Source organism: Pseudomonas sp. MDT1-16, assembly GCF_054898115.1.
On record NZ_CM142717.1, the window covers coordinates 2,061,365 to 2,086,156 of the forward strand.

General features: G+C 62.1%; 13 protein-coding genes. 6 read left to right on the forward strand and 7 right to left on the reverse strand.

Annotated features, from left to right (window positions below):
- Nucleotides 1-268: 268 nt before the first annotated feature.
- On the forward strand, nucleotides 269-13,252 hold the full coding sequence (locus ACYZT3_RS09375; protein WP_462031944.1) for a non-ribosomal peptide synthetase: 12,984 nt from the start codon (nucleotides 269-271) through the stop codon (nucleotides 13,250-13,252).
- Nucleotides 13,253-13,309: 57 nt separating this feature from the next.
- Here the strand turns inward: ACYZT3_RS09375 and dsbG are convergent, their stop codons facing one another.
- The 3 genes from dsbG to dsbD are packed head-to-tail and all read right to left on the reverse strand — an operon-like array spanning nucleotide 13,310 to nucleotide 16,655.
- Nucleotides 13,310-14,077, reverse strand: a complete 768-nt coding sequence (gene dsbG, locus ACYZT3_RS09380) for a thiol:disulfide interchange protein DsbG (RefSeq protein ID WP_282380053.1) — start codon at nucleotides 14,075-14,077, stop codon at nucleotides 13,310-13,312.
- Nucleotides 14,053-14,919: a TlpA family protein disulfide reductase gene (locus ACYZT3_RS09385; protein WP_462031945.1), complete on the reverse strand. Its 867-nt coding sequence runs from the start codon at nucleotides 14,917-14,919 to the stop codon at nucleotides 14,053-14,055. The genes dsbG and ACYZT3_RS09385 overlap by 25 nt, the downstream gene beginning before the upstream one ends.
- Nucleotides 14,919-16,655 (reverse strand): protein-disulfide reductase DsbD, encoded by a 1,737-nt coding sequence (gene dsbD / locus ACYZT3_RS09390; protein ID WP_462031946.1) that lies wholly within the window; start codon nucleotides 16,653-16,655, stop codon nucleotides 14,919-14,921. The genes ACYZT3_RS09385 and dsbD overlap by 1 nt, the downstream gene beginning before the upstream one ends.
- Nucleotides 16,656-16,808: 153 nt before the next feature.
- Here dsbD and ACYZT3_RS09395 point away from each other — a divergent pair, with 153 nt between their 5' ends.
- The 5 genes from ACYZT3_RS09395 (at nucleotide 16,809) to ACYZT3_RS09415 (ending at nucleotide 21,218) form a co-directional block, all read left to right on the forward strand.
- A complete protein-coding gene (locus ACYZT3_RS09395; protein ID WP_282380047.1) occupies nucleotides 16,809-17,492 on the forward strand; it encodes a response regulator in 684 nt (227 codons plus the stop codon).
- Nucleotides 17,489-18,814, forward strand: a complete 1,326-nt coding sequence (locus ACYZT3_RS09400) for an ATP-binding protein (RefSeq protein ID WP_282380045.1) — start codon at nucleotides 17,489-17,491, stop codon at nucleotides 18,812-18,814. The genes ACYZT3_RS09395 and ACYZT3_RS09400 overlap by 4 nt, the downstream gene beginning before the upstream one ends.
- Nucleotides 18,815-18,933: 119 nt before the next feature.
- Nucleotides 18,934-19,419, forward strand: a complete 486-nt coding sequence (locus ACYZT3_RS09405; RefSeq protein WP_282380043.1) for a GNAT family N-acetyltransferase — start codon at nucleotides 18,934-18,936, stop codon at nucleotides 19,417-19,419.
- A 77-nt stretch (nucleotides 19,420-19,496) separates the two neighbouring features.
- On the forward strand, nucleotides 19,497-20,909 hold the full coding sequence (locus ACYZT3_RS09410; RefSeq protein WP_462031947.1) for a diaminobutyrate--2-oxoglutarate transaminase: 1,413 nt from the start codon (nucleotides 19,497-19,499) through the stop codon (nucleotides 20,907-20,909).
- 81 nt (nucleotides 20,910-20,990) lie between these two features.
- A complete protein-coding gene (locus tag ACYZT3_RS09415; RefSeq protein ID WP_008152757.1) occupies nucleotides 20,991-21,218 on the forward strand; it encodes an MbtH family protein in 228 nt (75 codons plus the stop codon).
- Between the two features lie 79 nt (nucleotides 21,219-21,297).
- Here the strand turns inward: ACYZT3_RS09415 and ACYZT3_RS09420 are convergent, their stop codons facing one another.
- From ACYZT3_RS09420 to ACYZT3_RS09435, 4 genes are read right to left on the reverse strand one after another with little or no spacing between them, the layout of a single operon-like run.
- Entirely contained in the window at nucleotides 21,298-22,212 is a 915-nt protein-coding gene (locus ACYZT3_RS09420; RefSeq protein WP_282380039.1) for a metal ABC transporter substrate-binding protein, read from the reverse strand.
- Nucleotides 22,213-23,112 (reverse strand): metal ABC transporter permease, encoded by a 900-nt coding sequence (locus tag ACYZT3_RS09425; RefSeq protein ID WP_003226663.1) that lies wholly within the window; start codon nucleotides 23,110-23,112, stop codon nucleotides 22,213-22,215. It abuts the gene before it with no gap.
- Entirely contained in the window at nucleotides 23,112-23,855 is a 744-nt protein-coding gene (locus tag ACYZT3_RS09430) for a metal ABC transporter ATP-binding protein (RefSeq protein WP_282380034.1), read from the reverse strand. Before ACYZT3_RS09430 ends, ACYZT3_RS09425 begins: the two co-directional genes overlap by 1 nt.
- Nucleotides 23,852-24,781, reverse strand: coding sequence for a metal ABC transporter substrate-binding protein (locus ACYZT3_RS09435; protein WP_462031948.1), 930 nt, complete (start codon nucleotides 24,779-24,781; stop codon nucleotides 23,852-23,854). Before ACYZT3_RS09435 ends, ACYZT3_RS09430 begins: the two co-directional genes overlap by 4 nt.
- Between the last annotated feature and the right edge of the window lie 11 nt (nucleotides 24,782-24,792).

The window sequence follows — 24,792 nt, forward strand, 5'->3', positions numbered from 1 at the left end:
ATGATCGACAAGGGTGCAGAGTGAGAACGGCGACACGCTGCCGCGCCCGCTTGCCGCACCGCAGCCCCATTGGCGATCTGGTCTTCCGACTAATTATTTGAAGACGTCAACCGTTCTCATTGGTGAAGGGTTCCGGGTAGCACCTGCGGCCAAAACAGCATTCCCAAACCTTGCGCGGTCGGCGAAGACCGCGTCCTGCGCGCCCTCGAAGGGGCGTGACGTCAGAAAACCGATTTCACTTGCAAGCCGAATTCAGGCAGGAAACCTCATGACCGACGCGTTCGAACTCCCCAGCACACTGGTCCAAGCCCTTCAGCGCCGAGCGGCCCTGACGCCGGACCGGGTGGCCTTGCGTTTTCTCGCCGAAACCCAGGATCAGGCTGTGGTGCTCAGTTATCGCGAGCTGGATCAGCGGGCGCGGACCATGGCTGGCGCGTTGCAGGCCGAGGCTGCATTTGGCGATCGCGCGGTGCTGTTGTTTCCCAGCGGCCCGGATTACGTCGCGGCGTTCTTCGGCTGCCTGTACGCCGGTGTGATCGCGGTGCCGGCTTATCCGCCGGAGTCGGCTCGTCGTCATCATCAGGAGCGTCTGCTGTCGATCATCAGCGATGCCGAACCGCGTCTACTGCTGACCAGCGCCAGCCTGCGCGATGCGTTGCAGCAAATTGAGGGCGCGCCGCCATTGCTGTGTGTCGATACGCTCGACAGTGCATTGGCCGAACGTTGGGTGGCGCCGAACCTTGCAGACGACCACATCGCGTTCCTGCAATACACCTCCGGCTCCACCGCGTTGCCCAAAGGGGTGCAAGTCAGCCACGGCAACCTGGTGGCCAATGAACTGCTGATTCGCCACGGCTTTGGCATTGATCTGAATCCTGACGACGTGATCGTCAGCTGGCTGCCGCTGTACCACGACATGGGCCTGATTGGCGGTCTGTTGCAGCCGATTTTCAGCGGCGTGCCTTGCGTGTTGATGTCGCCGGCGTATTTTCTCGGCCGGCCGTTGCGCTGGCTGGAAGCGATCAGCGAGTACGGCGGCACCATCAGCGGCGGGCCGGATTTTGCCTATCGACTGTGCAGCGAGCGGGTCAGCGAATCGGCCCTGGAACGCCTCGACCTGAGCGGCTGGCGCGTGGCGTACTCCGGCTCCGAGCCGATTCGCCTCGATACGCTGGAACGCTTCGCCGGGAAGTTCGCGGCCTGCGGTTTCACCCAAGACAGTTTCATGGCGTCCTACGGGTTGGCCGAAGCGACGCTGTTCGTGGCCGGCAGCCCTCGCGGTCAGGGCATTGGCAACCTGTGCGTGGACGATCAAGCCCTGGCACAAAACCGTGCGGAGGCAGGCGACGGCAGCCCGATCATGAGTTGCGGCATCAGTCAGCCGGAGCACGCGGTGCTGATTGTCGATCCGATTGCGCTCAACGCGCTGGCGGACAACACGGTTGGCGAAGTCTGGGCCGCCGGGCCAAGCGTCGCCCACGGCTACTGGCGCAACCCTGAAGCCAGCGCCAAGACGTTCGTTCAACATGCCGGCCGTACCTGGCTGCGTACCGGCGACCTGGGCTTTATGCGCAACGGTGAACTGTTTATCACTGGGCGCCTGAAAGACATGTTGATCGTCCGTGGTCACAACCTTTACCCACAGGACATCGAGCAAACCATCGAACGCGACGTGGAGGTGGTGCGCAAAGGGCGGGTCGCCGCTTTCGCGGTCAACATCGAAGGCCAGGAAGGCATCGGCATTGCGGCGGAAATCAGCCGCAGCGTGCAAAAAATCCTCCCGCCCGACGCGTTGATCAAAGCCATCCGCCAAGCCGTGGCCGAGGTGTATCAGGAAGCGCCGAGCGTGGTGGTGCTGCTCAATCCGGGGTCGCTGCCGAAGACCTCGAGCGGCAAACTGCAACGCTCGGCATGCCGCAATCGCCTGGCGGACGGCAGCCTCGACAGCTATGCGCAGTTCCCGTCGGCAAACGTCGACAGTAAATCCACAACTGAATCAGGTTCTGAACTGCAATCCTTGATCGGCCAGATCTGGTGCGAACAATTGCAGGTCAAACAGGTCAGCGCCGACGATCACTTCTTCCTGTTGGGCGGCAACTCCATCGCGGCCACTCAGGTGGTCGCGCGTCTGCGCGAAGAACTCGCTCTGGAGCTGAACCTGCGCCTGCTGTTCGAAGCGCCGACCCTTGGCGCGTTTGCCGCCGCGGTCGCTCAGCAACAACAGGAGGGTGGCCTCGCCCAAGGCGCGATCACCCCGCTGTCGCGCGCAGAAGCCATGCCGCAATCCCTGGCGCAGAACCGACTGTGGATTACCTGGCAACTCGACCCGCAGAGCAGTGCCTACAACATTCCCGGTGCCTTGCGCTTGCGCGGCGAGCTGGATGAAGACGCCTTGCGCGCCAGTTTCCAGCAACTGATCGAGCGTCACGAATCCCTGCGCACGCGGTTCTTCGAGCGTGACGGTGTGGCGCTGCAACAGGTCGATGCCGCGAGCGAATTCAACCTGCAACTCATCGATATCAGCGACCTGCCGGTGGCCGAGCGTGAAGGCCGTGCGCAGCAAATCCGTGAGGACGAAGCCCGTACTCAATTCGATCTGGAAAAAGGCCCGCTGCTGTGGGTGACCCTGGTGCGCCTCGATGATGAGGACCATCAACTGTTGGTGACGATGCACCACATCATCGCCGACGGTTGGTCGCTGAACGTGCTGATCGACGAGTTCTCGCGCCTGTACGCCGCAGCGTCCCAAGGACAACCAGCGACGCTCGCGGCATTGTCCACGCAATACGCCGACTACGGCAGCTGGCAGCGCCAATGGCTGGCGCAAGGGGAGGGCGAGCGTCAGCTGGCTTACTGGAAAGCGCAATTGGGCTCTGATCATCCAACCCTGAGTTTGGCCACCGACCATCCACGCTCGGCGCAACACACTCACCGTGCTGCCCGCCATTGCGTGAAGCTGGGCGCGACCCTGAGCGACGCCATTCGCCAGACCGCCCAGGCCCATCAATCCACTTCGTTCATGCTGTTGCTCGCGGCGTTCCAGAGCCTGCTGCACCGCTACAGTGGCCAGCGCGACATCCGCATCGGCGTGCCGAACGCCAACCGTCCGCGCCTGGAAACCCAAGGGTTGATCGGCTTCTTCATCAACACCCAAGTGCTGCGCGCGGAGTTGGATTCGCAGCTGCCATTCGTGGCGTTGCTGGCGCGAACCCGTCAGGCCGCGTTGGGCGCACAAGCGCATCAGGACCTGCCGTTCGAACAACTGCTCAAAGCCTTCCCGCAAGCCCGCGAACAAGGTTTGTTCCAGGTCATGTTCAACCACCAGCAGCGGGATTTGAGCGCACTGCGTCGCCTGCCTGGGTTGCTGGCCGAAGAGCTGCCGTGGCACAGCCGCGAAGCCAAGTTCGACCTGCAGTTGCACAGCGAGGAAGACCGTAATGGTCGCCTCAGTTTGTCCTTCGACTACGCCAGCGAACTGTTCGACACCGCGACCATCGAGCGTCTGGCCGAGCATTTCAGCAACCTGCTGCGAGCGATCTGCGAGCAACCGAAAACCGCTATCGGCGACCTGCAACTGCTGAACCCGTCCGAGCTCGATCAGCAAACTTTGTGGAGCGCCGCACCGTGTACGCCGGCCCGCGTTTGGCTGCCCGAGTTGCTCAATGAACAGGCTCGCCTGACCCCTGAGCGCACCGCCCTGATGTGGGACGACGGCAGCCTGAACTTCGCCGAACTGCACACCCAATCCAACCGCCTGGCCCATTACCTGCGCGACAAAGGCGTCGGCCCGGATGTTTGCGTGGCCATCGCCGCCGAGCGTTCGCCGCAGTTGCTGATTGGCCTGCTGGCGATCATCAAGGCCGGTGGCGCCTACGTGCCGCTGGACCCGGATTACCCGGCCGAACGCCTGGCCTACATGCTCAGCGACAGTGGCGTCGAATTGCTGCTGACCCAAACCGAGCTGCTTGACCGCCTGCCGGCCGCCGACGGCGTCAGCGTGATCGCCATGGACGCCTTGCATCTGGAAAACTGGCCGAGCCACGCACCAGGCCTGCACTTGCACGGAGACAACCTGGCCTACGTGATTTACACCTCAGGTTCCACCGGCCAGCCGAAGGGCGTCGGCAACACCCACGCAGCCCTCGCCGAGCGGCTGCAATGGATGCAGAACACCTATCGCCTGAACGAAACTGACGTGTTGATGCAAAAGGCGCCGATCAGTTTCGACGTGTCGGTGTGGGAGTGCTTCTGGCCATTGATTACCGGTTGCCGCCTGCTGCTCGCCGGGCCGGGTGAACACCGCGATCCGCACCGCATCGCGCAGCTTGTCCAACAGTACGGCGTGACCACGCTGCACTTCGTGCCGCCGCTGCTGGCGCTGTTCATCGACGAACCACTCACCGTCGAATGCACCAACCTGCGCCGCATATTCTCCGGTGGCGAAGCCTTGCCTGCGGAACTGCGCAATCGCGTGCTGGAACAACTGCCAGCCGTGCAATTGCACAACCGCTACGGCCCGACCGAAACCGCGATCAACGTCACTCATTGGCACTGCACAACCGCCGATGGCGAACGCTCGCCAATTGGTCGTCCGCTGGGCAATGTGCTGTGCCGCGTACTCGATGAGGCACTCAATCCCGTTCCGGCCGGTGTGCCGGGCGAGCTGTGCATCAGTGGCATCGGTTTGGCGCGCGGTTATTTGGGTCGTCCAGGCCTGACCGCCGAACGCTTCGTCGTCGATCCGCTGGGCGAGCAGGGCGCTCGCTTGTACCGCACGGGTGACCGTGCGTGCTGGACCGCCGATGGTGTGATCGAATACCTCGGCCGTCTCGATCAGCAGGTCAAACTGCGTGGTTTCCGCGTTGAACCGCAAGAAATCGAAGCACGCCTGCTGGCTCAGGACGGCGTCGCTCAAGCCGTGGCGCTGGTGCGCGAAACGGCGGCCGGCGCACAGTTGATCGGTTACTACACCGCCACTGAAACCAGTGAAACTGAAGACGTTCAAACCACCCGCCTGACAATAGCGCTAGCCGCAGAGTTGCCGGAGTACATGGTCCCGGCGCAGCTGATGCGTCTGGACGAAATGCCCCTGAGCCCCAGCGGCAAACTCGATCGTCGCGCCTTACCGGAACCGCAATGGCAAGTCCGCGAACACGTCGAACCGGTCACCGCGCTGGAACAACACATCGCCGGTATCTGGCGTGAAGTATTAGGCTTGGCGCAAATCGGTCTGCGCGACGACTTCTTCGCCCTCGGCGGCCATTCCTTGCTGGCCACGCAAATCATCTCCCGCACCCGTCAGGCCTGCGACGTCGAGTTGCCGCTGCGCACGCTGTTCGAAAACAGTGAGCTGGGCGTGTTTGCCGAACAGGTTCGCTTGATTCAGGCCAGCGGCAAAACCAACCAGCAACCGCCCATCGAGAAAGTCGACCGCAGCCAACCGGTGCCGTTGTCCTATTCCCAGCAGCGCATGTGGTTCCTCTGGCAGATGGAACCGGACAGCCCGGCCTACAACGTTGGCGGCATGGCGCGGCTGCGCGGGGTACTTGATGTCGGGCGCTTTGAAGCAGCGCTGCACGCATTGATCATGCGTCACGAAACCTTGCGCACCACGTTCCCGAGCATCGATGGCGTGGCGCAGCAAAGGGTTCACCCGGACACCGGCATGCGCATGGACTGGAAGGACTTCTCCGCGCTCGACGCTGATAGCCGCGAACAGCGCGTCCAGCAACTCGCGGACGACGAAGCGCATAAAGCCTTCGATCTGGAAACCGGACCGCTGCTGCGCGCCTGCATGGTCAAGACCGCCGAGCAGGAGCATTACCTGGTACTGACCTTGCACCACATCGTCACCGAAGGCTGGGCGATGGACATCTTCGCCCGGGAACTGAGTGCACTCTACGAAGCCTTTGTCGATGACCGCGAATCGCCGCTGCAACCACTGCCAGTGCAATACCTGGATTACAGCGTCTGGCAGCGTCAGTGGCTGGAATCCGGCGAACGTCAGCGCCAACTCGATTATTGGACCGCACAACTGGGGCGTGAACATCCGCTGCTGGAATTGCCCGCCGACCGTCCACGTCCGCCCGTGCAAAGTCATCGGGGCGAACTGTTCCGTTTCGACCTGAGCGATGACCTTGCCGCCCGGGTCCGCGCCTTCAATGCACACAACGGTCTGACCCTGTTCATGACCATGACCGCCGCGCTGGCCGTGCTGCTTTACCGCTACAGCGGCCAGACCGATTTGCGCATCGGCGCGCCGGTGGCCAACCGGATTCGTCCGGAAAGTGAAGGGCTGATCGGTGCGTTCCTCAACACCCAGGTGCTGCGTTGCCAGCTCGACGGGCAAATGTCCGTGGGTGAGTTGTTCGAGCAGGTTCGCTACACCGTGATTGAAGGTCAGTCCCATCAAGACTTGCCGTTCGATCACTTGGTTGAAGTCTTGCAGCCACCGCGCAGCGCCGCTTACAACCCGCTGTTTCAGGTGATGTGCAACGTGCAGCGCTGGGAATTCCAGCAGAGCCGCACACTGGCCGGCATGACCGTCGAGTACCTGGCCAACGATGCGCGAGCGACCAAGTTCGACCTCAACCTGGAAGTCACCGACCTCGACCATCGCCTGGGTTGCTGCCTGACCTACAGCACTGATCTGTTCGATGAACCACGCATTGCGCGGATGGCCGGGCATTGGCGCAACCTGCTGGAGGCGCTGCTGGCCGATCCGCAACAGCGCCTCAGTGAGCTGCCGTTGCTGGAAGCTGCCGAACAGCAAAACCTGCTCAACAGCCTCGGCGTCGAGCCGGGCGAACATCGACTCGATCAGTGCATTCAGCACCTGTTCAGCGAGCAGGTCCTGGCCCGCAAAGATTCACCCGCACTGACTTTCGCCGGGCAAACCCTGAGCTACGCCGAACTCGACAGTCGCGCCAATCGCCTGGCCTGGATGCTCCGCGAGCGTGGGGTTGGGCCGCAGGTTCGGGTCGGCCTGGCACTTGAGCGGTCGCTGGAAATGGTCGTCGGCCTGCTGGCGATCCTCAAGGCGGGCGGCGCCTATGTGCCGTTGGACCCGGAATACCCGCTGGATCGTTTGCACTACATGATTGAAGACAGCGGCATCGGTTTGCTGCTCAGCGATGCGGCGATGTTCCAAGCGCTTGGCGAACTGCCGCCTACCGTGGCTCGCGGGTGCCTCGAAGAGGACGCCGCCACACTGGCCTATTACCCGGACACCGAGCTGCCGTTTATCAGCCTGCCACAACACCAGGCGTACCTGATTTACACCTCGGGCTCTACTGGCAAACCAAAAGGCGTGGTGGTGTCCCACGGTGAAATCGCCATGCACTGCCGCGCCGTGATCGAGCGCTTCGGCATGCGCCCGGACGACTGCGAGCTGCATTTCTATTCAATCAACTTCGACGCCGCGACCGAGCGTTTGCTGGTGCCGCTGTTGAGTGGGGCGCAAGTCGTTCTGCGTGCGCAAGGCCAGTGGGACGCGGAAGAAATCTGCGGTCTGATTCGCCGTCACAACATCAACATCCTCGGCTTCACCCCAAGCTACGGCAGCCAGTTGGCGCAATGGCTGGCGACTCAGGGCGAGACATTACCGGTGCGGATGTGCATCACCGGCGGTGAGGCCTTGACCGGCGAACACCTGACGCGAATTCGCGCAGCGTTCAAGCCGAGTCTGTTTTTCAACGCTTACGGCCCGACCGAAACCGTGGTCATGCCGTTGGCCAGTCTGGCGCCTGAGCAGCTTGAAGAGGGAATGGGCAGTGTGCCGATCGGCAGCGTGATTGGCGCTCGGGTGGCTTACATCCTCGATGCCGATCTGGCGTTGGTGCCGCAAGGCGCGACCGGCGAGTTGTACGTCGGCGGTGCCGGGCTGGCGCAGGGTTATCACCAGCGTCCGGGCATGACGGCCGAGCGGTTTGTCGCCGATCCTTTTGCCGCCAATGGCGGGCGCCTGTACCGCACCGGCGATCGGGTGCGTCAGCGCGCCGATGGTCTGGTGGAGTACCTCGGGCGCATTGACCATCAAGTGAAAATTCGTGGTTTCCGCATTGAACTGGGCGAGATCGAAACCCGTCTGCTGGAGCATGAATCCGTGCGTGAGGCCGTAGTGTTGGCCCTTGATGCACCGAGCGGAAAACAACTCGTCGGCTACCTGGTAACTGACATTGCCGAGCAGGACGAAACCCAACAAGCCTCACTGCGCGAGGCCCTCAAGGCTCACCTGAAATCCCAGTTACCGGATTACATGGTGCCGACGCACTTGATCTTGCTGGCTCGCTGGCCACTGACCGCCAACGGCAAACTCGACCGCCGCGCACTGCCGGCGCCGGATCCGGAGCTGAGCCGTCAGCACTACGTGGCGCCGAGCAATGAGCTTGAACTGACGCTGGCCGCGATCTGGTGCGAAGTGCTGAATGTCGAACAAGTGGGCCTCAACGACAACTTTTTCGAACTGGGCGGCGACTCGATTCTGTCGATTCAGGTGGTCAGCCGTGCGCGGCAGCAGGGCATTCACTTCAGCCCGCGTGACCTGTTCCAGCACCAGACTGTACAGACCCTGGCCGCCGTGGCGACCCGTACGGAGCAGGTCACGGCCGAGCAAGGTTTGCTGATCGGCGAATCACGGTTGACGCCGATCCAGCACTGGTTCTTCGACACCGATATCCCTCAGCGCCAACACTGGAACCAGGCATTGCTGCTGGAGCCCACCGTGGCGCTGGAACCCCATCGCCTCGAGCAAGCATTGCTGGCGGTGATCGAACAGCACGACGCCTTGCGTTTGCGCTTCACCGAAGTCGCAGGTCAATGGCAGGCCGAGCATCAGGCGATTTCCGATGCGCCGGTGCTGTGGCAAGTGCGCGTTACGTCCATGGACAAATGCGCGGCACTGTTCGCCGATGCCCAGCGCAGCCTCGACCTCGAAGCGGGGCCGTTGATGCGGGCGCTGCTGGTCGACGGCCCCGAGGGCCAACAGCGGCTGTTCATCGCCATTCACCACCTGGTGGTGGACGGCGTTTCGTGGCGAGTGCTGCTGGACGACCTGCAAGCGGTGTATCGCCAACTGGACGCGGGGCAGTCGGCAAAACTGCCGGCGAAAACCACTGCCTTCAAGGACTGGGCCGCACGCTTGCAGGCATATGCCGGCAGTGAATCCCTGCGTGAAGAACTGAGCGGGTGGCAGTCGCAACTGGCCGGTGAAAGCGTCGAGTTGCCGTGTGATCGCCCCGAGGGTGGCCGGCAGAATCGTCATGCACAAACCGTCAGTGTGCGTCTCGACAGCGAGCGCACCCGACAATTGTTGCAGCAAGCGCCGAGTGCCTATCGCACCCAGGTCAACGACTTGCTGTTGACTGCATTGGCGCGCGTTCTGTGTCGCTGGAGCGGTCACGCATCGGCGTTGATTCAACTCGAAGGCCATGGCCGTGAAACGCTGTTCGACGAAATTGACCTAACGCGCACCGTCGGCTGGTTCACCAGCGCTTATCCGTTGCGGCTGACGCCAGTGGACGGGCAGGGCGCCTCGATCAAGGCGATCAAGGAACAACTGCGTGCGGTGCCGCACAAAGGTCTGGGTTATGGCGTGTTGCGTTATCTCGCCGATGATCTGTGCCGTCAGAGCATGGCGGCCTTGCCGGTGGCGCCGATCACCTTCAATTACCTCGGTCAGTTCGACCAGAGCTTCGGCGCGGACGCCTTGTTCCTGCCTCTCGATCAAGCGGTCGGCGCGGCCCATGATCCTCGCGCGCCGCTGCCCAATGAGCTGTGCGTCGACAGTCAGGTCTACGGCGGTGAGCTGGTGCTGCGTTGGACCTTCAGCGCCGAACGCCACGACCCGCAGACCATCACTGAACTGGCGGACGCATACCTTGGCGAATTGCAGAGCCTGATCGAGCATTGCCTGGGCGACGATGCGGGTGGCCTGACGCCGTCGGACTTCCCGTTGGCGAAACTGACCCAGCCACAACTCGACGCGCTGCCCATCCCCGCCGCCGCTATCGAAGACGTCTACCCGCTGACCCCGATGCAGGAAGGCATGCTGTTGCACACCTTGCTGGAACCGGGCACCGGCCTCTATTACATGCAGGATCGCTACCGCATCAACAGCGAGCTCGACCCGCAGCGTTTCGCCCAGGCCTGGCAAGCCGTCATCGCCCGTCACGAAGCCCTGCGCGCGTCGTTCTGCTGGAACGTCGGCGAAGACATGCTGCAAGTTATCCACAAGCCAGGCAGCACGCCGATCGAGTATCTGGACTGGACCGCAATCGTCGATGCCGAGCAGGAGCCGACGTTGCAGGCACTGCTCAAACGCGAGCGTGAGGCTGGGTTCGATCTGCTCAATCAGGCACCGTTCCACCTGCGTTTGATCCGGGTGGGCGCGGCGCGTTACTGGTTCATGATGAGCAACCACCACATCCTGATCGATGCCTGGTGCCGTTCGCTGTTGATGAACGATTTCTTCGAAATCTACACCGCACTGGGCGAAGGTCGAGACGCGCAGCTGGCCGTGCCACCGCGCTATCGCGACTACATCGGCTGGCTGCAACGCCAGAGCCTGGCCGAGGCGCGGCAGTGGTGGAAAACCAACCTGCAAGGCTTCGAGCGGACCACGCCGATTCCGAGCGACCGGCCGTTCCTGCGTGAACATGCCGGTGAAAGCGGCGGGATGATCGTCGGCGACCGCTACACAAGGCTTGATGCTCGTGACGGTGCGCAACTGCGCGAACTGGCCCAGGCGCATCAACTGACCATCAACACCTTCGCTCAAGCGGCGTGGGCGCTGGCGCTGCGACGTTTGAGCGGTGATCGCGACGTGCTGTTCGGCGTCACGGTGGCTGGGCGTCCGGTGGCAATGCCAGCGATGCAGCGCACCGTCGGGCTGTTCATCAACAGCATCGCGCTGCGGGTGAAAATGCCCGAGGACGATCAGCGGTGCAGCGTTCGTCAATGGCTCAGTGGCTTGCTCGACAGCAACATGCAATTGCGCGAGTACGAATACCTGCCGCTGGTGAGCATTCAGGAAAACAGCGAACTGCCCAAGGGCCAGCCGTTGTTTGACAGCCTGTTCGTGTTCGAAAACGCCCCGGTGGAAGTCTCGGTGCTGGACCGAGCGCAGAGCCTCAACGCGACGTCGGATTCGGGCCGCACCCACACCAACTTCCCGCTGACGGCGGTGTGCTATCCGGGCGATGACCTGGGCTTGCACCTGTCTTACGACCAGCGTTACTTCGATGAGTCGACCGTCGAACGCATGCTCGGCGAGTTCAAGCGGTTGCTGCTGGCGCTGGTCGAAGGTTTCCATGGCAACATGGCTGACTTGCCGCTGCTGGGGGCCGAAGAGCAGGATTTCCTGATCCATGGCTGCAATCAGAGTGAACACGACTATCCGCTGGAGCAGAGCTACGTCGCGTTGTTCGAGGCTCAGGTCGCGCAACATCCACAACGGATTGCCGCGAGTTGCCTCGACAGGCTGCACAGTTACGTCGAGCTGAACCAGCGCAGTAACCGTCTCGGTCATGCGTTGATCGCGGCAGGCGTCGGGCTGGATCAACCGGTGGCATTGCTCGCGGAACGAAATCTGGATTTGCTCGGCATGATCATCGGCAGCTTCAAGGCTGGCGCCGGTTACCTGCCACTGGACCCTGGCCTGCCGAGTCAGCGTCTGAGCCGGATCATCGACCTGAGCCGCACGCCGTTGCTGGTTTGCACTGAGGCCTGTCGTGAACAAGCTGTCGCGCTACTGGATGAGTTCAGTTGCGCCAATCGGCCGAAGTTGCTGGTGTGGGAAGAGGTGCAGGCGAGCGATGTTTCGGTGGTCAATCCGGGTGTCTACAGTGGTCCGGACAACCTCGCTTACGTGATCTATACCTCGGGTTCCACAGGTCTGCCGAAGGGCGTGATGGTCGAGCAGCGCGGCATGCTCAATAACCAGTTGAGCAAGGTGCCGTACCTGAATTTGAGCGCCGACGATGTGATCGCTCAGACCGCCTCGCAAAGTTTCGACATTTCGGTCTGGCAGTTCCTCGCCGCACCGTTGTTCGGCGCTCGGGTGGACATCGTGCCGAACACCATCGCCCATGATCCGCAAGGGTTGCTGGCGCATGTGTCGGCGCAGGGCATCACCGTGCTGGAAAGCGTGCCATCGCTGATTCAGGGCATGCTCGCCCAGGAACGCATGAGCCTCGACGGACTGCGCTGGATGCTGCCGACCGGTGAGGCAATGCCGCCGGAGCTGGCGCACCAGTGGTTGCTGCGCTACCCGCAGATCGGTCTGGTGAATGCTTACGGTCCGGCGGAATGCTCGGATGACGTGGCGTTCTTCCGCGTCGACATGGCGTCGACTCGCGGCAGTTATTTGCCGATCGGTACGCCGACCGACAACAACCGTTTGTACTTGCTTGATGGCGCGCTGGAACTGGTGCCGCTGGGTGCGGTGGGCGAGTTGTGCGTCGCGGGTACCGGTGTCGGCCGTGGCTACGTCAGTGACCCCTTGCGCACCGCTCAAGTGTTTGTGCCGAACTCGTTTGGCGCGCCCGGTGATCGTCTGTATCGCACCGGAGATCTGGCCCGTCGTCGCAGTGACGGCGTGTTGGAATACGTCGGGCGTATCGACCATCAAGTGAAGATCCGCGGCTACCGCATCGAACTGGGTGAAATCGAGGCGCGTCTGCATGAACAGCCGCAAGTCCGCGAAGCGGCAGTAAGTGTGCAGGAAGGGGTCAACGGCAAGCATCTGGTCGGTTATTTGGTAGCGGCTGATTCTTTGATCAATCCAACCGAGCGACTGGAGCGCATCAAGCAACGGCTGCGTGCCGAGCTGCCGGAATACATGGTGCCGCTGCATTGGTTGTGGCTCGACCGGATGCCGCTGAATGCCAACGGCAAACTCGACCGCAAGGCCCTGCCGGCGCTGGAAATCGGCCAGTTGCAGAGCCAGGACTATCAGGCGCCACGCAATGAACTGGAGCAGATCTTGGCTGATATCTGGGCCGAAGTGCTAAAGGTCGGGAAGGTGGGGGTGCGTGACAACTTCTTCGAGCTGGGCGGGCATTCATTGCTGGCGACGCAGATCGCTTCGCGGGTGCAGAAAGCCCTGCAACGTGATGTGCCGCTGCGGGCGATGTTTGAATGCAGCACGGTGGAAGAACTGGCCGAGTACATCGAAGGGCTGGCGGCGAGCGACATCACCGAGGAGAAGGTGGATCGGTTGAATGATCTGATGGCGGAGTTGGAAGGGCTTTGATTCTCTAGCGATTGTGAAGGCCCCTTCGCGAGCCTGCTCGCGAAGGGGTCGGTGACGTCACTTAGGCCCGAGAATCTTCACCAACTTGTCCGGCGAAGGCGCGCCTTGCTGCTGTTGCAACTCGCCCTTGTCGTCCATATAGAAAATCGCCGGGGTGGCCTGCAACTCAAGGTCCTCCATCAGCTGCATGTTCGCCGCCAGTTTCGCCTGAATCGCCGGAGGTATATCCTTCAGGGCTTTTAGCGAACTGCCCTTGCCGGATTTCTCGTGATCTTCCAGCGCTTTGCTCGGATCCTTGGCGGCCAGCAGCGCGGCCGATTTGCCCGGGCTGTCTTCGCGAATGATGCCGACCATAATGTGCCGCAGCTGCACCTTGCCAGCCTTGACCCATGGCCGCGCCTGCTCCCAGAACATGTTGCAGTAAGGGCAATTCGGATCGCTGAACAGGTAGACGATCCGCGGCGCATCTTTCTTCCCGTCACCGATCCAGTTGCTGGTTTCCATTTTGCCCCAGACCTCCTTGGCCATCGGTGCATAAACCAGCTTCTGCAGCGGCGCACTGCTCAGGTCGTTGCCGTCGGCATCGTACAAATTGCCGAGCAACACATGCTTGCCATCCGGAGTCAGGTACAGCGCTATGCCACGGCTCTGGTACTGCGCCGCATAACCCCGCAGACCGTCGGGTGCGTCGAATTGGCCAACGATTTTCGCGCCCTTGGCTTCGATTTTCTTAATCGCGTCGGGCAGCTCTTCAGCCTGGACCGACGGTAGATGCAGCAGGGCAGCGCCCAGGGTCAACGTCAGCAGGTGGTGGAGGCGGGGCATGGCAGTTTCCTTGAAGAGGTGGCCGGTGCGGCAGGACTCGGGGTATCGAAGTTTTCCAGGGCGCGGGCCAGGCTGGCGTCCGACAGCTCACCCAGGTGGCTGCCCAGCAGGCGACCGTCGGGACTATAGAACAGCGTAGTCGGCAACGCCATGGAGCCGACGGCCTGGCCCAAACGGCCACTGCCGTCGAACAGCACGTTGGACAGGCTCAGGCCCTGGGTTTCCAGGTAAGTACTGACGCTTTGCATGCTTTCAGCCTGGTTGACGAACAGGAAGGTCAGGTCCGGGCGGTGTTGCTGGGCGTTTTCCAGCACCGGCATTTCCCGGCGGCACGGCGGGCACCAGGTGGCCCAGAGATTGATCACCAACGGGCCACCCTTGTAGTCGGCCAATTGCACGGTTTCACCGGCGGCATTGCGCAGGGCAATTTCCGGCAGGCGCGTGCCTTGTTCGTAAATCGTCAGGGAGAAAGTCGCCAGCAGCCAGAACGCCAGGCCACTGGCCACGCCAAAGCCCAAGGGGCGGCGCAAGCCCGGGCGACGCCAGCCTCGATGCAACGCGGCGAGCAGCAGCACGATCACACCGGGCCAGGCGAGAAAGCCGCCGTCGCGCAGGTCGATGATCTGCCACGGATCGTTGCGGTACTGCGCCCAGTAGGCGATCACGAAGCTGATCCGGGCGGCCAGCATGCCCAGCAGGAACAGGCTGAACAGCACCGACTCCGGGTTCTCGCCGCCGCGCTTGGCCACTCGCCAGCCGACGAAGGTCGCCAGCGCCAGGGCGCTGATCAGCAGCAGGTGATTAAGCGCAATGGCAAAAGTGCCGAGGGTAAAGGTCAGCATTAACGGGCGTCTCGGGTGGTGGACCAGCGTTGCAGGAAGGTGTCGGCATCGACCTCACCGGTAATGCGCTGGCTGCGACGCTCGATGCCGTCGGCACCGATCCACAGCAGGCTCGGTGGCCCCGGCACTTTATAACGGCCGAGCAGTTCGCGGCTGGCGGCATTGTCGGCGGTGACGTCCAGGCGTAGCAAGCGCACATCGCTCAAGGCTTCCAGTACGTGGGGTTTGCCGAATACCTGTTTTTCCATGACCTTGCACGACACGCACCAGTCGGCGTAGTAGTCCAGCAGCACCCACTGGCCTTGGGCCCGTGCCGCGTCCAGTTCCCGTTGCAGTTCGGCGGTGTCCTTGAGGGTGGTGAAGGCATCGTGGCCGACAGGGTTTGCCGCACGGCTCGAGTTTGAAGTGCTGTAGACCTGCAACGGCTTGAATAGATCGTCACTGCCACCGGCGGCCCCCAGCAGCAGCAGGCTGCCCCACAAACCCAGTAACAATGAGCTGGCCCCGAACACATGAGCGGTGCGTCCGAAACCGTCGGATTGGCGCCAGGCGCTGTAAGCCGCGATCACCAGCAAGGCGCCGCACAAACCGACCCACAGGGATTCATCCAGCACCGGGCGCAGCATCAGCAGGGCAGTGGCGAGGAACAGGAAGCCGAACACACCTTTGAGCAGGTTCATCCAGGCGCCGGGTTTGGGCACAAAGCGATTGCCGACGGTCACCAGCAACAGCAGCGGTACACCGATGCCGATGCCCATGGCGAACAGAATCAACCCGCCCTGCAGCGCATTGCCGCTTTGCGCGATGTAGAGCAAGGCGCCCGCCAGTGGGGCGGTCATGCACGGGCCCACCAGCAAACCGGACAAGGCACCCAACACACCGGCGCCGAACAGGCTGCCGCCGCGCTGATTACGCGAGACATGTTCCAGGCGATCACGCACAGCCACCGGCAGTTGCAACTCGAAGAAGCCGAACATCGGCAACGCCAGCAACACAAACACCGCCGCGAAACTGCCCAGCAACCAAGGGTTTTGCAACAATGCCTGCAGATTCGCCCCGAGCAGCGCGGCCAAAACGCCCAGCGCCGCATACACCAGCGCCATGCTCACGACGTAGCTGGTCGCCAAGGCGAAACCGCGCTTGGGCGTGGCGCCACTGCCGACGATCAAACCGGCCAGAATCGGCAGCATCGGCAACGAGCAAGGCGTGAAGGCCAGCAACAGCCCCAGACCAAAGAACACCAGCAAGCTCCAGCCCAGCGCCCGTTGCTGCAGGTCACTGGCCAAGGCTTCATCCGGCGCTTCGTTTGTCGCAGCGATAGCGGATTTGCCGCCCAGATCCACCACCTGAGTTTGTGGTGGATAACACAAACCGGCGTCGGCGCAGCCCTGGAATCCAACCTTGATCTGGCCGGTCGCACCTGCCGGAATCTTCAGTTCCAGACCCTGACGATAGACCTGCTGTTCGCCGAAGAATTCATCGCTGTGCGCTTCGCCGTCAGGCAATACAGGCTTGTGTTCCGCGGGCAAGCCATCGAACTTCAGGCGTTGCTGGTAGAGGTAATAACCGTCGGCGATTTGCCAATAGAGCTGGGTTTCACCGGAATCAAGGCGTTCGGAGGTGAAGATGAACGCCTTGCCGACGGGAAGAAAGTCGGGTTTGGTCGCGAACGGATCAGTCCCTGCCTGGGCCAGACCCGAGATCAGGAGAACAAAGAATAGAAACAGTCGACGCATGGGTAAGCCTTGTCCCTGTGCAAGTGAGGTGCACAATGGGCGGCGTCGATTAACCGATGATTAACCGCGGTGGCCTTGTGGCATTGGCGCTTGCGGCATAATGTCCGCTTAATCGGCCACCGGCCTAATCAGCTTTTTTCTACGGGGCTCCCCATGCACGTACTGGTTTGCGAAGACGATGAGCTGATTGCCAGCGGCATTGTCGCCGGCCTCACCGCTCAAGGCCTGACGGTAGAGCACGTCGCTACCGCATCGTCTGCCAGGGCGATGCTCAAAGTGGCGGAATTCGACGTGATGGTGCTCGATCTTGGCCTTCCCGATGAAGACGGCCTGAAGCTGTTACAGCAGTTGCGCCATCATGGTCTGGAGATTCCAGTGCTGATTCTGACGGCCCGGGACTCGGTCACCGACCGCGTCGATGGCTTGCAAGCCGGCGCCGACGATTACTTGCTCAAACCTTTCGACCTGCGCGAACTGGCGGCGCGCCTGCACACCCTGTTGCGGCGGGTGGCGGGGCGCAGCGTCAACCTGATCGAGCACGGCCGTTTGACTTACGACCCGAGCAGCCGCGAAACCATGCTGGGCGGCCAGCCGGTGGACCTTTCCCGTCGCGAGCAGTCGCTGCTGCAGGCTTTGCTGCATAACCGGGGTCGGGTGCTGTCCACCGAGCAACTCAAAGACAGCGTCTACGGTTTCAACGATGAACTGGAAAGCAACGCCCTCAACGTGCATATCCATCACCTGCGGCGCAAACTCGGCAATGGCATTGTCGAGACGGTGCGCGGCCTGGGCTATCGCCTGGGGCCGGCCGATGGCGCAGAGGAATTGAAAAAGTGATGAGCCTGCGTTTGCGCCTGAGCCTGACACTTGGCGCCGCTTTTGCGCTGATCTGGGCCCTGGCTGCGGCCTGGATGCTCAGCGACCTGCGCAACCAAATGATGTTTTCCCTCGACCAGCGGCTGGTGGCCTCGGCACGCATGGTCGCCGGCCTGATGGAACAATTGCCCGCATTGCCGACTAAGGGTGAGGGCACCCATTTCAGCGCGGAACAACTGAACATCCCCGGCGGCATGGCCTGTCAGGTCAGTTCGTTGCGTGGAGAAATCCTCGCCCGCAGTCACACCGATCCGCAACAAACCCTGGAAGCCGAGAAAATGGGTTTCCACGACCAGATGATCGATGGTGCACCGTGGCGTAGTTTCACTCTGGCCCGCGGCGATCTGCGCATCACCACCGCCGATCGACAGATCGAACGTGAGGCTCTGAACCTGTCGATCCTGCTGGCGGCTTCGGTGCCGGTGGGCGTGGCCTTGCTCGGTTGTCTGTGCCTGCTCTGGCTGGGCATCGGCCAGGGGCTGGCGCCACTCAACCGCATGCGCGATGCCTTGATGCGCCGCAGTGCCGACTCCCTGGAACCTCTGCAGATCCAGCCGCTGCCCAGCGAACTGCAACCGTTGCTGGACACCCAGAATCAGCTGTTTCAACGGATCGGCAAGACCATCGAACGGGAACGCCGTCTGACCGGTGACGCCGCCCACGAGTTGCGCAGCCCGCTGACGGCGATCAAGACCCACCTGCAAGTGGCGCGCATGACCGACGGCGCGGCCCGGGATCAATCCCTGGCCCGGGCCGAAGAGGGTGCCGATCGCTTGCACCGGACCCTTGAGCAATTGCTGCTACTGGCGCGGGTCGAGGGCAGTCTGTCGTTCGATGATGGTGTGCAATGCAGCGCCGAGCAGGTGGCGAAACTGGCGATTCAGGACGCCGCCAGCGGTGATCGTCAGCGGATCAAGTTTCAGGTGCCGCCGAAGATCTCTCACGCCCCGGTGCAAATGCCCGCCGTGCTGTCGATTGCCGCGCTGCGCAACCTGCTGGACAACGCGCTGCGTCACACCCCGGGCGACGGCGCGGTGGAGCTGAGTCTGGTCACCACCGGCAATCGCGTGCAGTTTGTGGTTCGCGACCACGGGCCCGGCATTGCCGAAGACGATCTGCAACACCTGACCCAACGCTTCTGGCGCAACGGCCAGAGCACCGGCTGCGGTCTCGGTCTGGCGATTGTCCAGGCGATTGTCCAGCGCTGCGGCTGCACCCTGCATTTCGACAGCCGGCCGGATGGGCTGCGGGTTGAGTTGACCATGCCGTTGCAACCCATCTGATCGCCCCCTCAGGGGTTCCGTGTCGCACACCAAATGTAACGTCTCTCCATTAGCCACCCACTCACCATGGCGCTATCGTCCCCGGCAGCTTTGACTCAATGGATTGAGGTAACAGCGCCATGGATGCACCCCTACACATTTGCAAGGCAACCCCCGCCGACGCCGGCATCATCAGCCGGATCGTCGAGCGCTCCATTCGCGTGGGTTGCGCGCTCGACCATCGCAACAATCCGCTAACCGTCGCCACCTGGACCCACAACAAGACCATCGAACACGTGCAGCCCTGGCTGACCGACCCGCGGTTGTACCTGAACATCGCCCTGTTGCAGGACAAACCGGTCGGGGTCGCCATGGCCGGCATCAGTGGCAAGGTCGCGTTCTGTTACGTGCAGCCGGAATGGTTTCGTCGCGGGGCCGGGCAAGCACTGGTGCACGATCTCGAAGGCTGGTTGACCGATCAGGGTTTGCGCCAGGCACGACTCAATAGCACGCGAACCAGTGAAGCTTTTTACCGTCATCTGGGTTACCAGCCTTGCGCTGAAACCTTCGCGGTGGCGGGGCTCCATGCCATTCCCATGTGCAAAGCGCTGACACCCCCTTCATAGAAAGCTGATCGAGGGTCTAAATCCTCGGCGCCCTGACGCGTTTCCAGAACAGGAAAACCTTATTGAGGGGTCGAGAGATGTCAGTCGCTACCAGCCTTATGGAAGATCAGTCGGCCCGGATCACTCCGGCGCCGACTGAGACGCTTTATCAGTTCAATGAATCGCCGTTGCTGGCCCGTCAAAACCAGCAGGAATCGAATGCCCGCAGCTATCCGCGACGCATTCCCCTGGCCCTCAAACGTGCCAAGGGCATTTATGTTGAAGACGTCGAAGGCCGCAGCTTTATCGATTGCCTGGCCGGTGCCGGCACGCTCGCGCTGGGGCACAACCATTCGGTGGTGATCCAAGCGATCCAGCAAGTGCTGACCGATGAACTGCCCCTGCACACCCTCGACCTGACCACCCCGGTCAAGGATCAGTTCGTTCAGGACCTGTTCGGTTTGCTGCCGCCGACATTGGCCGCTGAAGCCAAGATCCAGTTCTGCGGCCCGACCGGCACCGACGCGGTGGAAGCCGCGCTGAAACTGGTGCGCACCGCCACCGGACGCAGCACTGTGCTGTCGTTCCAGGGCGGTTATCACGGCATGAGCCAGGGCGCGCTGAGCCTGATGGGCAGTCTGGGGCCGAAAAAGCCCTTGGGCGCCTTGCTCAGCAGTGGCGTGCAGTTCATGCCGTATCCCTACGATTACCGCTGCCCGTTCGGGCTCGGCGGCGCGCAAGGCGTGCAGGTCAATCTGAATTACCTGGAAAACCTGCTGAATGATCCCGAGGCGGGTGTGCAATTGCCAGCGGCAGTGATCGTTGAAGCGGTGCAGGGCGAGGGCGGGGTGATCCCGGCCGATCTCGATTGGTTGCGCGGCCTGCGACGTATCACCGAAAAGGCCGGCGTGGCGCTGATCGTCGATGAAATCCAGAGCGGTTTTGCCCGCACCGGCAAGATGTGCGCCTTCGAACACGCCGGGATCATTCCCGATGTGGTGGTCATGTCCAAAGCCATCGGCGGCAGTTTGCCGCTGTCCGTGGTGGTCTATCGTGACTGGCTCGACACCTGGCTGCCGGGCGCCCATGCCGGGACCTTCCGCGGCAATCAGATGGCCATGGCGGCAGGTTCTGCGGTGATGCGTTACCTGACTGAACACAAGGTCTGCGAGCACGCCGCTGCCATGGGCGAACGCTTGAGCGAACACCTGCGCATCTTGCAACGGGACTTCCCGCAACTGGGTGACATTCGGGGGCGCGGCTTGATGCTTGGCGTTGAACTGGTCGATCCGACGGGTGCGCCAGATGTATTGGGTCATCCACCGATTTTCGGTCGTCTGGCACCGCTGGTGCAGCGTGAATGCCTCAAGCGCGGCTTGATTCTTGAACTGGGCGGTCGTCATGGCGGCGTGGTGCGCTTCCTGCCACCGCTGGTGATCACTGCGGCGGAAATCGATCGGGTGGCCGAGATTTTCGGCAGGGCCATGGCCGCGGCCACCGCCAGTCTCTAAATTTTTCCACCTCTGGCACGTTCCTTTTACATAACGGCTGCGCACGCAGTGCAGCCCACCCTACAGCGATGGAGAAACACCATGACTTCAGTATTCGACCGCGAGGACATCCTCTTTCAGGTCGTGGTCAACCACGAAGAGCAATACTCGATCTGGCCCGACTACAAAGCGGTGCCTGCAGGCTGGCGCACCGTGGGCAAGAGCGGCCTGAAAAAGGAATGCCTGGCCTACATCGAAGAAACCTGGACTGACATGCGTCCTCTGAGCCTGCGTCAGAAAATGGAAGAACAGGCGGCTGTGGCTCATTAAGTCACGGCGCAGAAAAGAAGCCCGCTGAACCGGTAAGGTCAGCGGGCTTTTTTTGATCTGGAGTTTGTGTTGTCTGACTTTACGCCCCGCTCAACCCCTTGATCACCAAATCCACATTCCCTTCCAGCTCGGCCACCGGATCCGCCGCATCCACACTCAACACCACCAATCGGCTACCTGCCTCGGCAATCACTGCTTTCAGCGCATCCGACGGCTGCCGATGATGCAACACCACCGCCACGTCATTGTCCTTGAGCGTCGCGCCCAATTGCTTGAGCGCTTCAGGTGTCCACTCGGCGTCCGGCCGCGCATCGAGGCCGATCAGCTCCAGGTTGACGCCGCCAATCAGATAGCCAAAGTGATCAGTCAGGCTCATCACGCTGAGGTTGTCGGCGCTGGCCAACCGCGCTTCGCTGTCGGCGCTGAACGTGAGCAAGCGCTGTTTAAGCGCCGCCAGGTTGGCCTCGATTGTCGGCTTGGCCTCGGGCGCCAGACGCACCAGGTCCGCCGCCATCACGTCCGCCATCCGCCCCATATTGTTACTGGAAAACCACGGCTGACTGTTCAACCCATCGACCTTGTTGCCAGCTTGCAGGGCGATGCCGGGCAAGGCGCCATCCACCGGGCGCGCGGCATCGACCTCAACAATACGGATGTTGCTGCGCCGGGCGATCGGGTACAGCGGGTCATCCGCCCACAGCGAGCGCAGGCCGATCACCGCATCGGCATCGGCCGCCAGTTTGGCCAGCGCCGGAGCGCCACGACCTGTGAAGTACGCGGTCTGACGGCTGCCTGGCAGATTGGCTGGCGCGGCCCGTTCTAGGTTGACGTCGGTGCCTTTGAGCAAGACCTCGCCCAAACCGTAGGTGATCGGTAAGGAGGCCAATACACGCAGCGGTTTGGCGCTGTCAGCCGCTATGGATGTATTGACCAGCCCACACAGGGGCAATGTGAAGGTCAATGCCAGGGTCAGTTGACGCAGAGAAAAAGACATTTATCCGAGATTCCCTTTCAGGCTTGGGACGACGCCACGGGCAATGGCAGCGAGAGCGAAGGCGATACCGGCCACCAGAATGATCGCGGCGCCGGACGGGATAGGCAGGTCGAACACAATCGGCGCGAGGATCCCGCACAGCGTGCTGACCGTGGCGATCAGCACCGAGCACCAGAAGAATCCCTTGAGCGACTGGCTGAGCAAACGCGCCGCCGCCGCTGGAATCACCAACAGGGCACCGACCAGAATCGCGCCGATGACTTTTACCGCCGCCACGGTGATCAGCGTCACCAGAATCACAAACAGATAATCCAGCGTCTTCACCGCCACACCGCGAACCGCCGCCAGTTGCGGGTTGAAACTGGCCAGCATGATGCGGTTGTACAGCGGCAAGGCCAGTGCCATGACCAGCGAGCCGACGATGGCCAACACCAGCAAGTCATTACCGTTCACCGTCAGTACCGAACCGAACAGCACGTTTTCGAGGATGTGTACGTTGATCTTGCCCGCCAGAATCAGCAGCAGACTGGCGCCCAATGCCAACGACACCGACAGAAACACACCGATCAACGTATCCGGCGCCAGACCCGTGCGGTTGCGCAGGTAGTTCAGCAAAATGCCAAACAACAAGCAGTAGCCGAACAGGCTGCCGTAAGGCCCGGTGTAAGGTTCGCCCAGCAGAATGCCGATGGCCACGCCGGTCAGCGCCGCATGGCCCACCGCTTCGGAGAAAAACGCGAACCGCTTGACCACCACCAACGTACCCAACCCACCCAGTACCGGGCCGATCAGCAAGCCGGCGAGCAGCGCGTTGACCACAAATCCGTAGGCCAGCGCCTCGGGCAGATAACCCGACGAGGCCCAACCCTGAACCATCAAACGAAAGGCTTCGTAACTCATCAGGCAGCGCTCCGTGGATGGGTCGAAAACAGCGTCAGCAATCGCTCCGGCGTCAGTGCCTGTTTCGGCGCGGCATCGAACAGCACCCGGCGATTGAGCCCGGTGACGCGATCCGCCAGCCGTCCAACCGCTTCCAGATCATGTTCGATCCACAGCACGGTGATCCCGCTCTGGCGCCAGTCGCCGAGCAGCCGTTCGAACACCTGAATACCGGCCTCATCGAGCGCCGACATCGGTTCGTCGAGCACCAGCAACTGCGGCGCCGGAATCAGACCCTGAGCCAGCAATACCCGTTGCCGTTCACCGCCGGACAACGCACCCATGCGCCGCTTGCGTTTGTCCTGCATGCCGACCCGCTCCAGGGCTTCGCCAATAGCGGCGGCGTAGTGTTTGCTCAAGCCGAGGAACGCCGGACGGCGCTGACACATGGCCGCCATGAAATCATCGACGGTCATCGGCAAGCCCCGATCGAATTCCAGGGCTTGAGGCACATAGCCGATGGCCCCCGGCGTGCCGGGCCATTGCAGACTCAAACGGCCCTGATGCGGCATCTGCCCGAGCAGGGTCTTGATCAGCGAACTCTTGCCGCCACCGTTTGGGCCGACCAGCGCATGCACGCTGCCGGGCTGAACCTGGAACGTGACGTTGTCGAGGATCGACGTGCGGCCCAGTGTCAGGCTGACGTCGGAGAAATCGAGGGTCGGGCCGGCGCTTTGCACCGTCAGGGTTTCTTGAACAGTCATTTGCCAGACTCCTGAATCGCCCGGACCACGGTGTTGAGGTTGCCGGTCATTTCCTTTTCGTACTTGTCGGCGGTGTATTCGCCATAGGAAATGTGCGACAGCGGATACAGCTTCACCCCGGATTCACGCTGGATGGTCTCGACGTAGGTGGACGGGAAATCCATCTCCGAGAAGATCACCTTCACGTCCAGATCCCGCAGTTGATCGATGGTCTTTTTCAGCTGGCTCGGGCTCGGTTCGATGCCGTGGGCCGGTTCGACCACGGCGGTCACTTCGAGGCCGAATTCACGCAGCAAATAGTCGTACGCCGCGTGGACAGTGGCCACTCGCAGTTCCGCGTTCGGCGCCTGGGTCAGTTTCGCCAGGGCATCGGCGCGCATCTGCCGCAGGCGTTTACCGTAGGCGCGGGCGTTCTGGGTATAGGTCTTGGCGTTGGCCGGGTCGAGCTTGCCCAGTTCCCGGGCAATGTTGTTGACCTGGGCAATCGAGGCGCTGATCGACAGGAACGTGTGCGGGTTTACGACCTTGCCGGCGCCGCGAGCGGCGACGCCGGTGGCGGCCAGCAACGGCACGTTTTCGTTGGCTTCGATCACGGGGATGTTCGGGGTTTCGCTGGCGGCGATCATGCGGTCGGCGAAGTCGTCATGGCCGACGCCGTTGAGCACGATCACGTCCAACCCGCTGATGCGCTTGATGTCTTCGGCGCGCGGCTCGTAGGCATGTGGGTTGAAACCGGCCGGAATCAGCGGCACCACCTCGGCCTTGTCACCGACGATGTTCGCCACGTAGCTGTAATAAGGGTGCAGGGTGATGCCGATGCGCAGGCGCTTGGCCTCGTCAGCATGGGCCATGGGTGTCAGCAGACAGGCAAACAGGCCAACCAGCAGCAGGCGCAAAAGTAGACGACGTTGAGATGAAATAGGCATGGGAAAGCGTT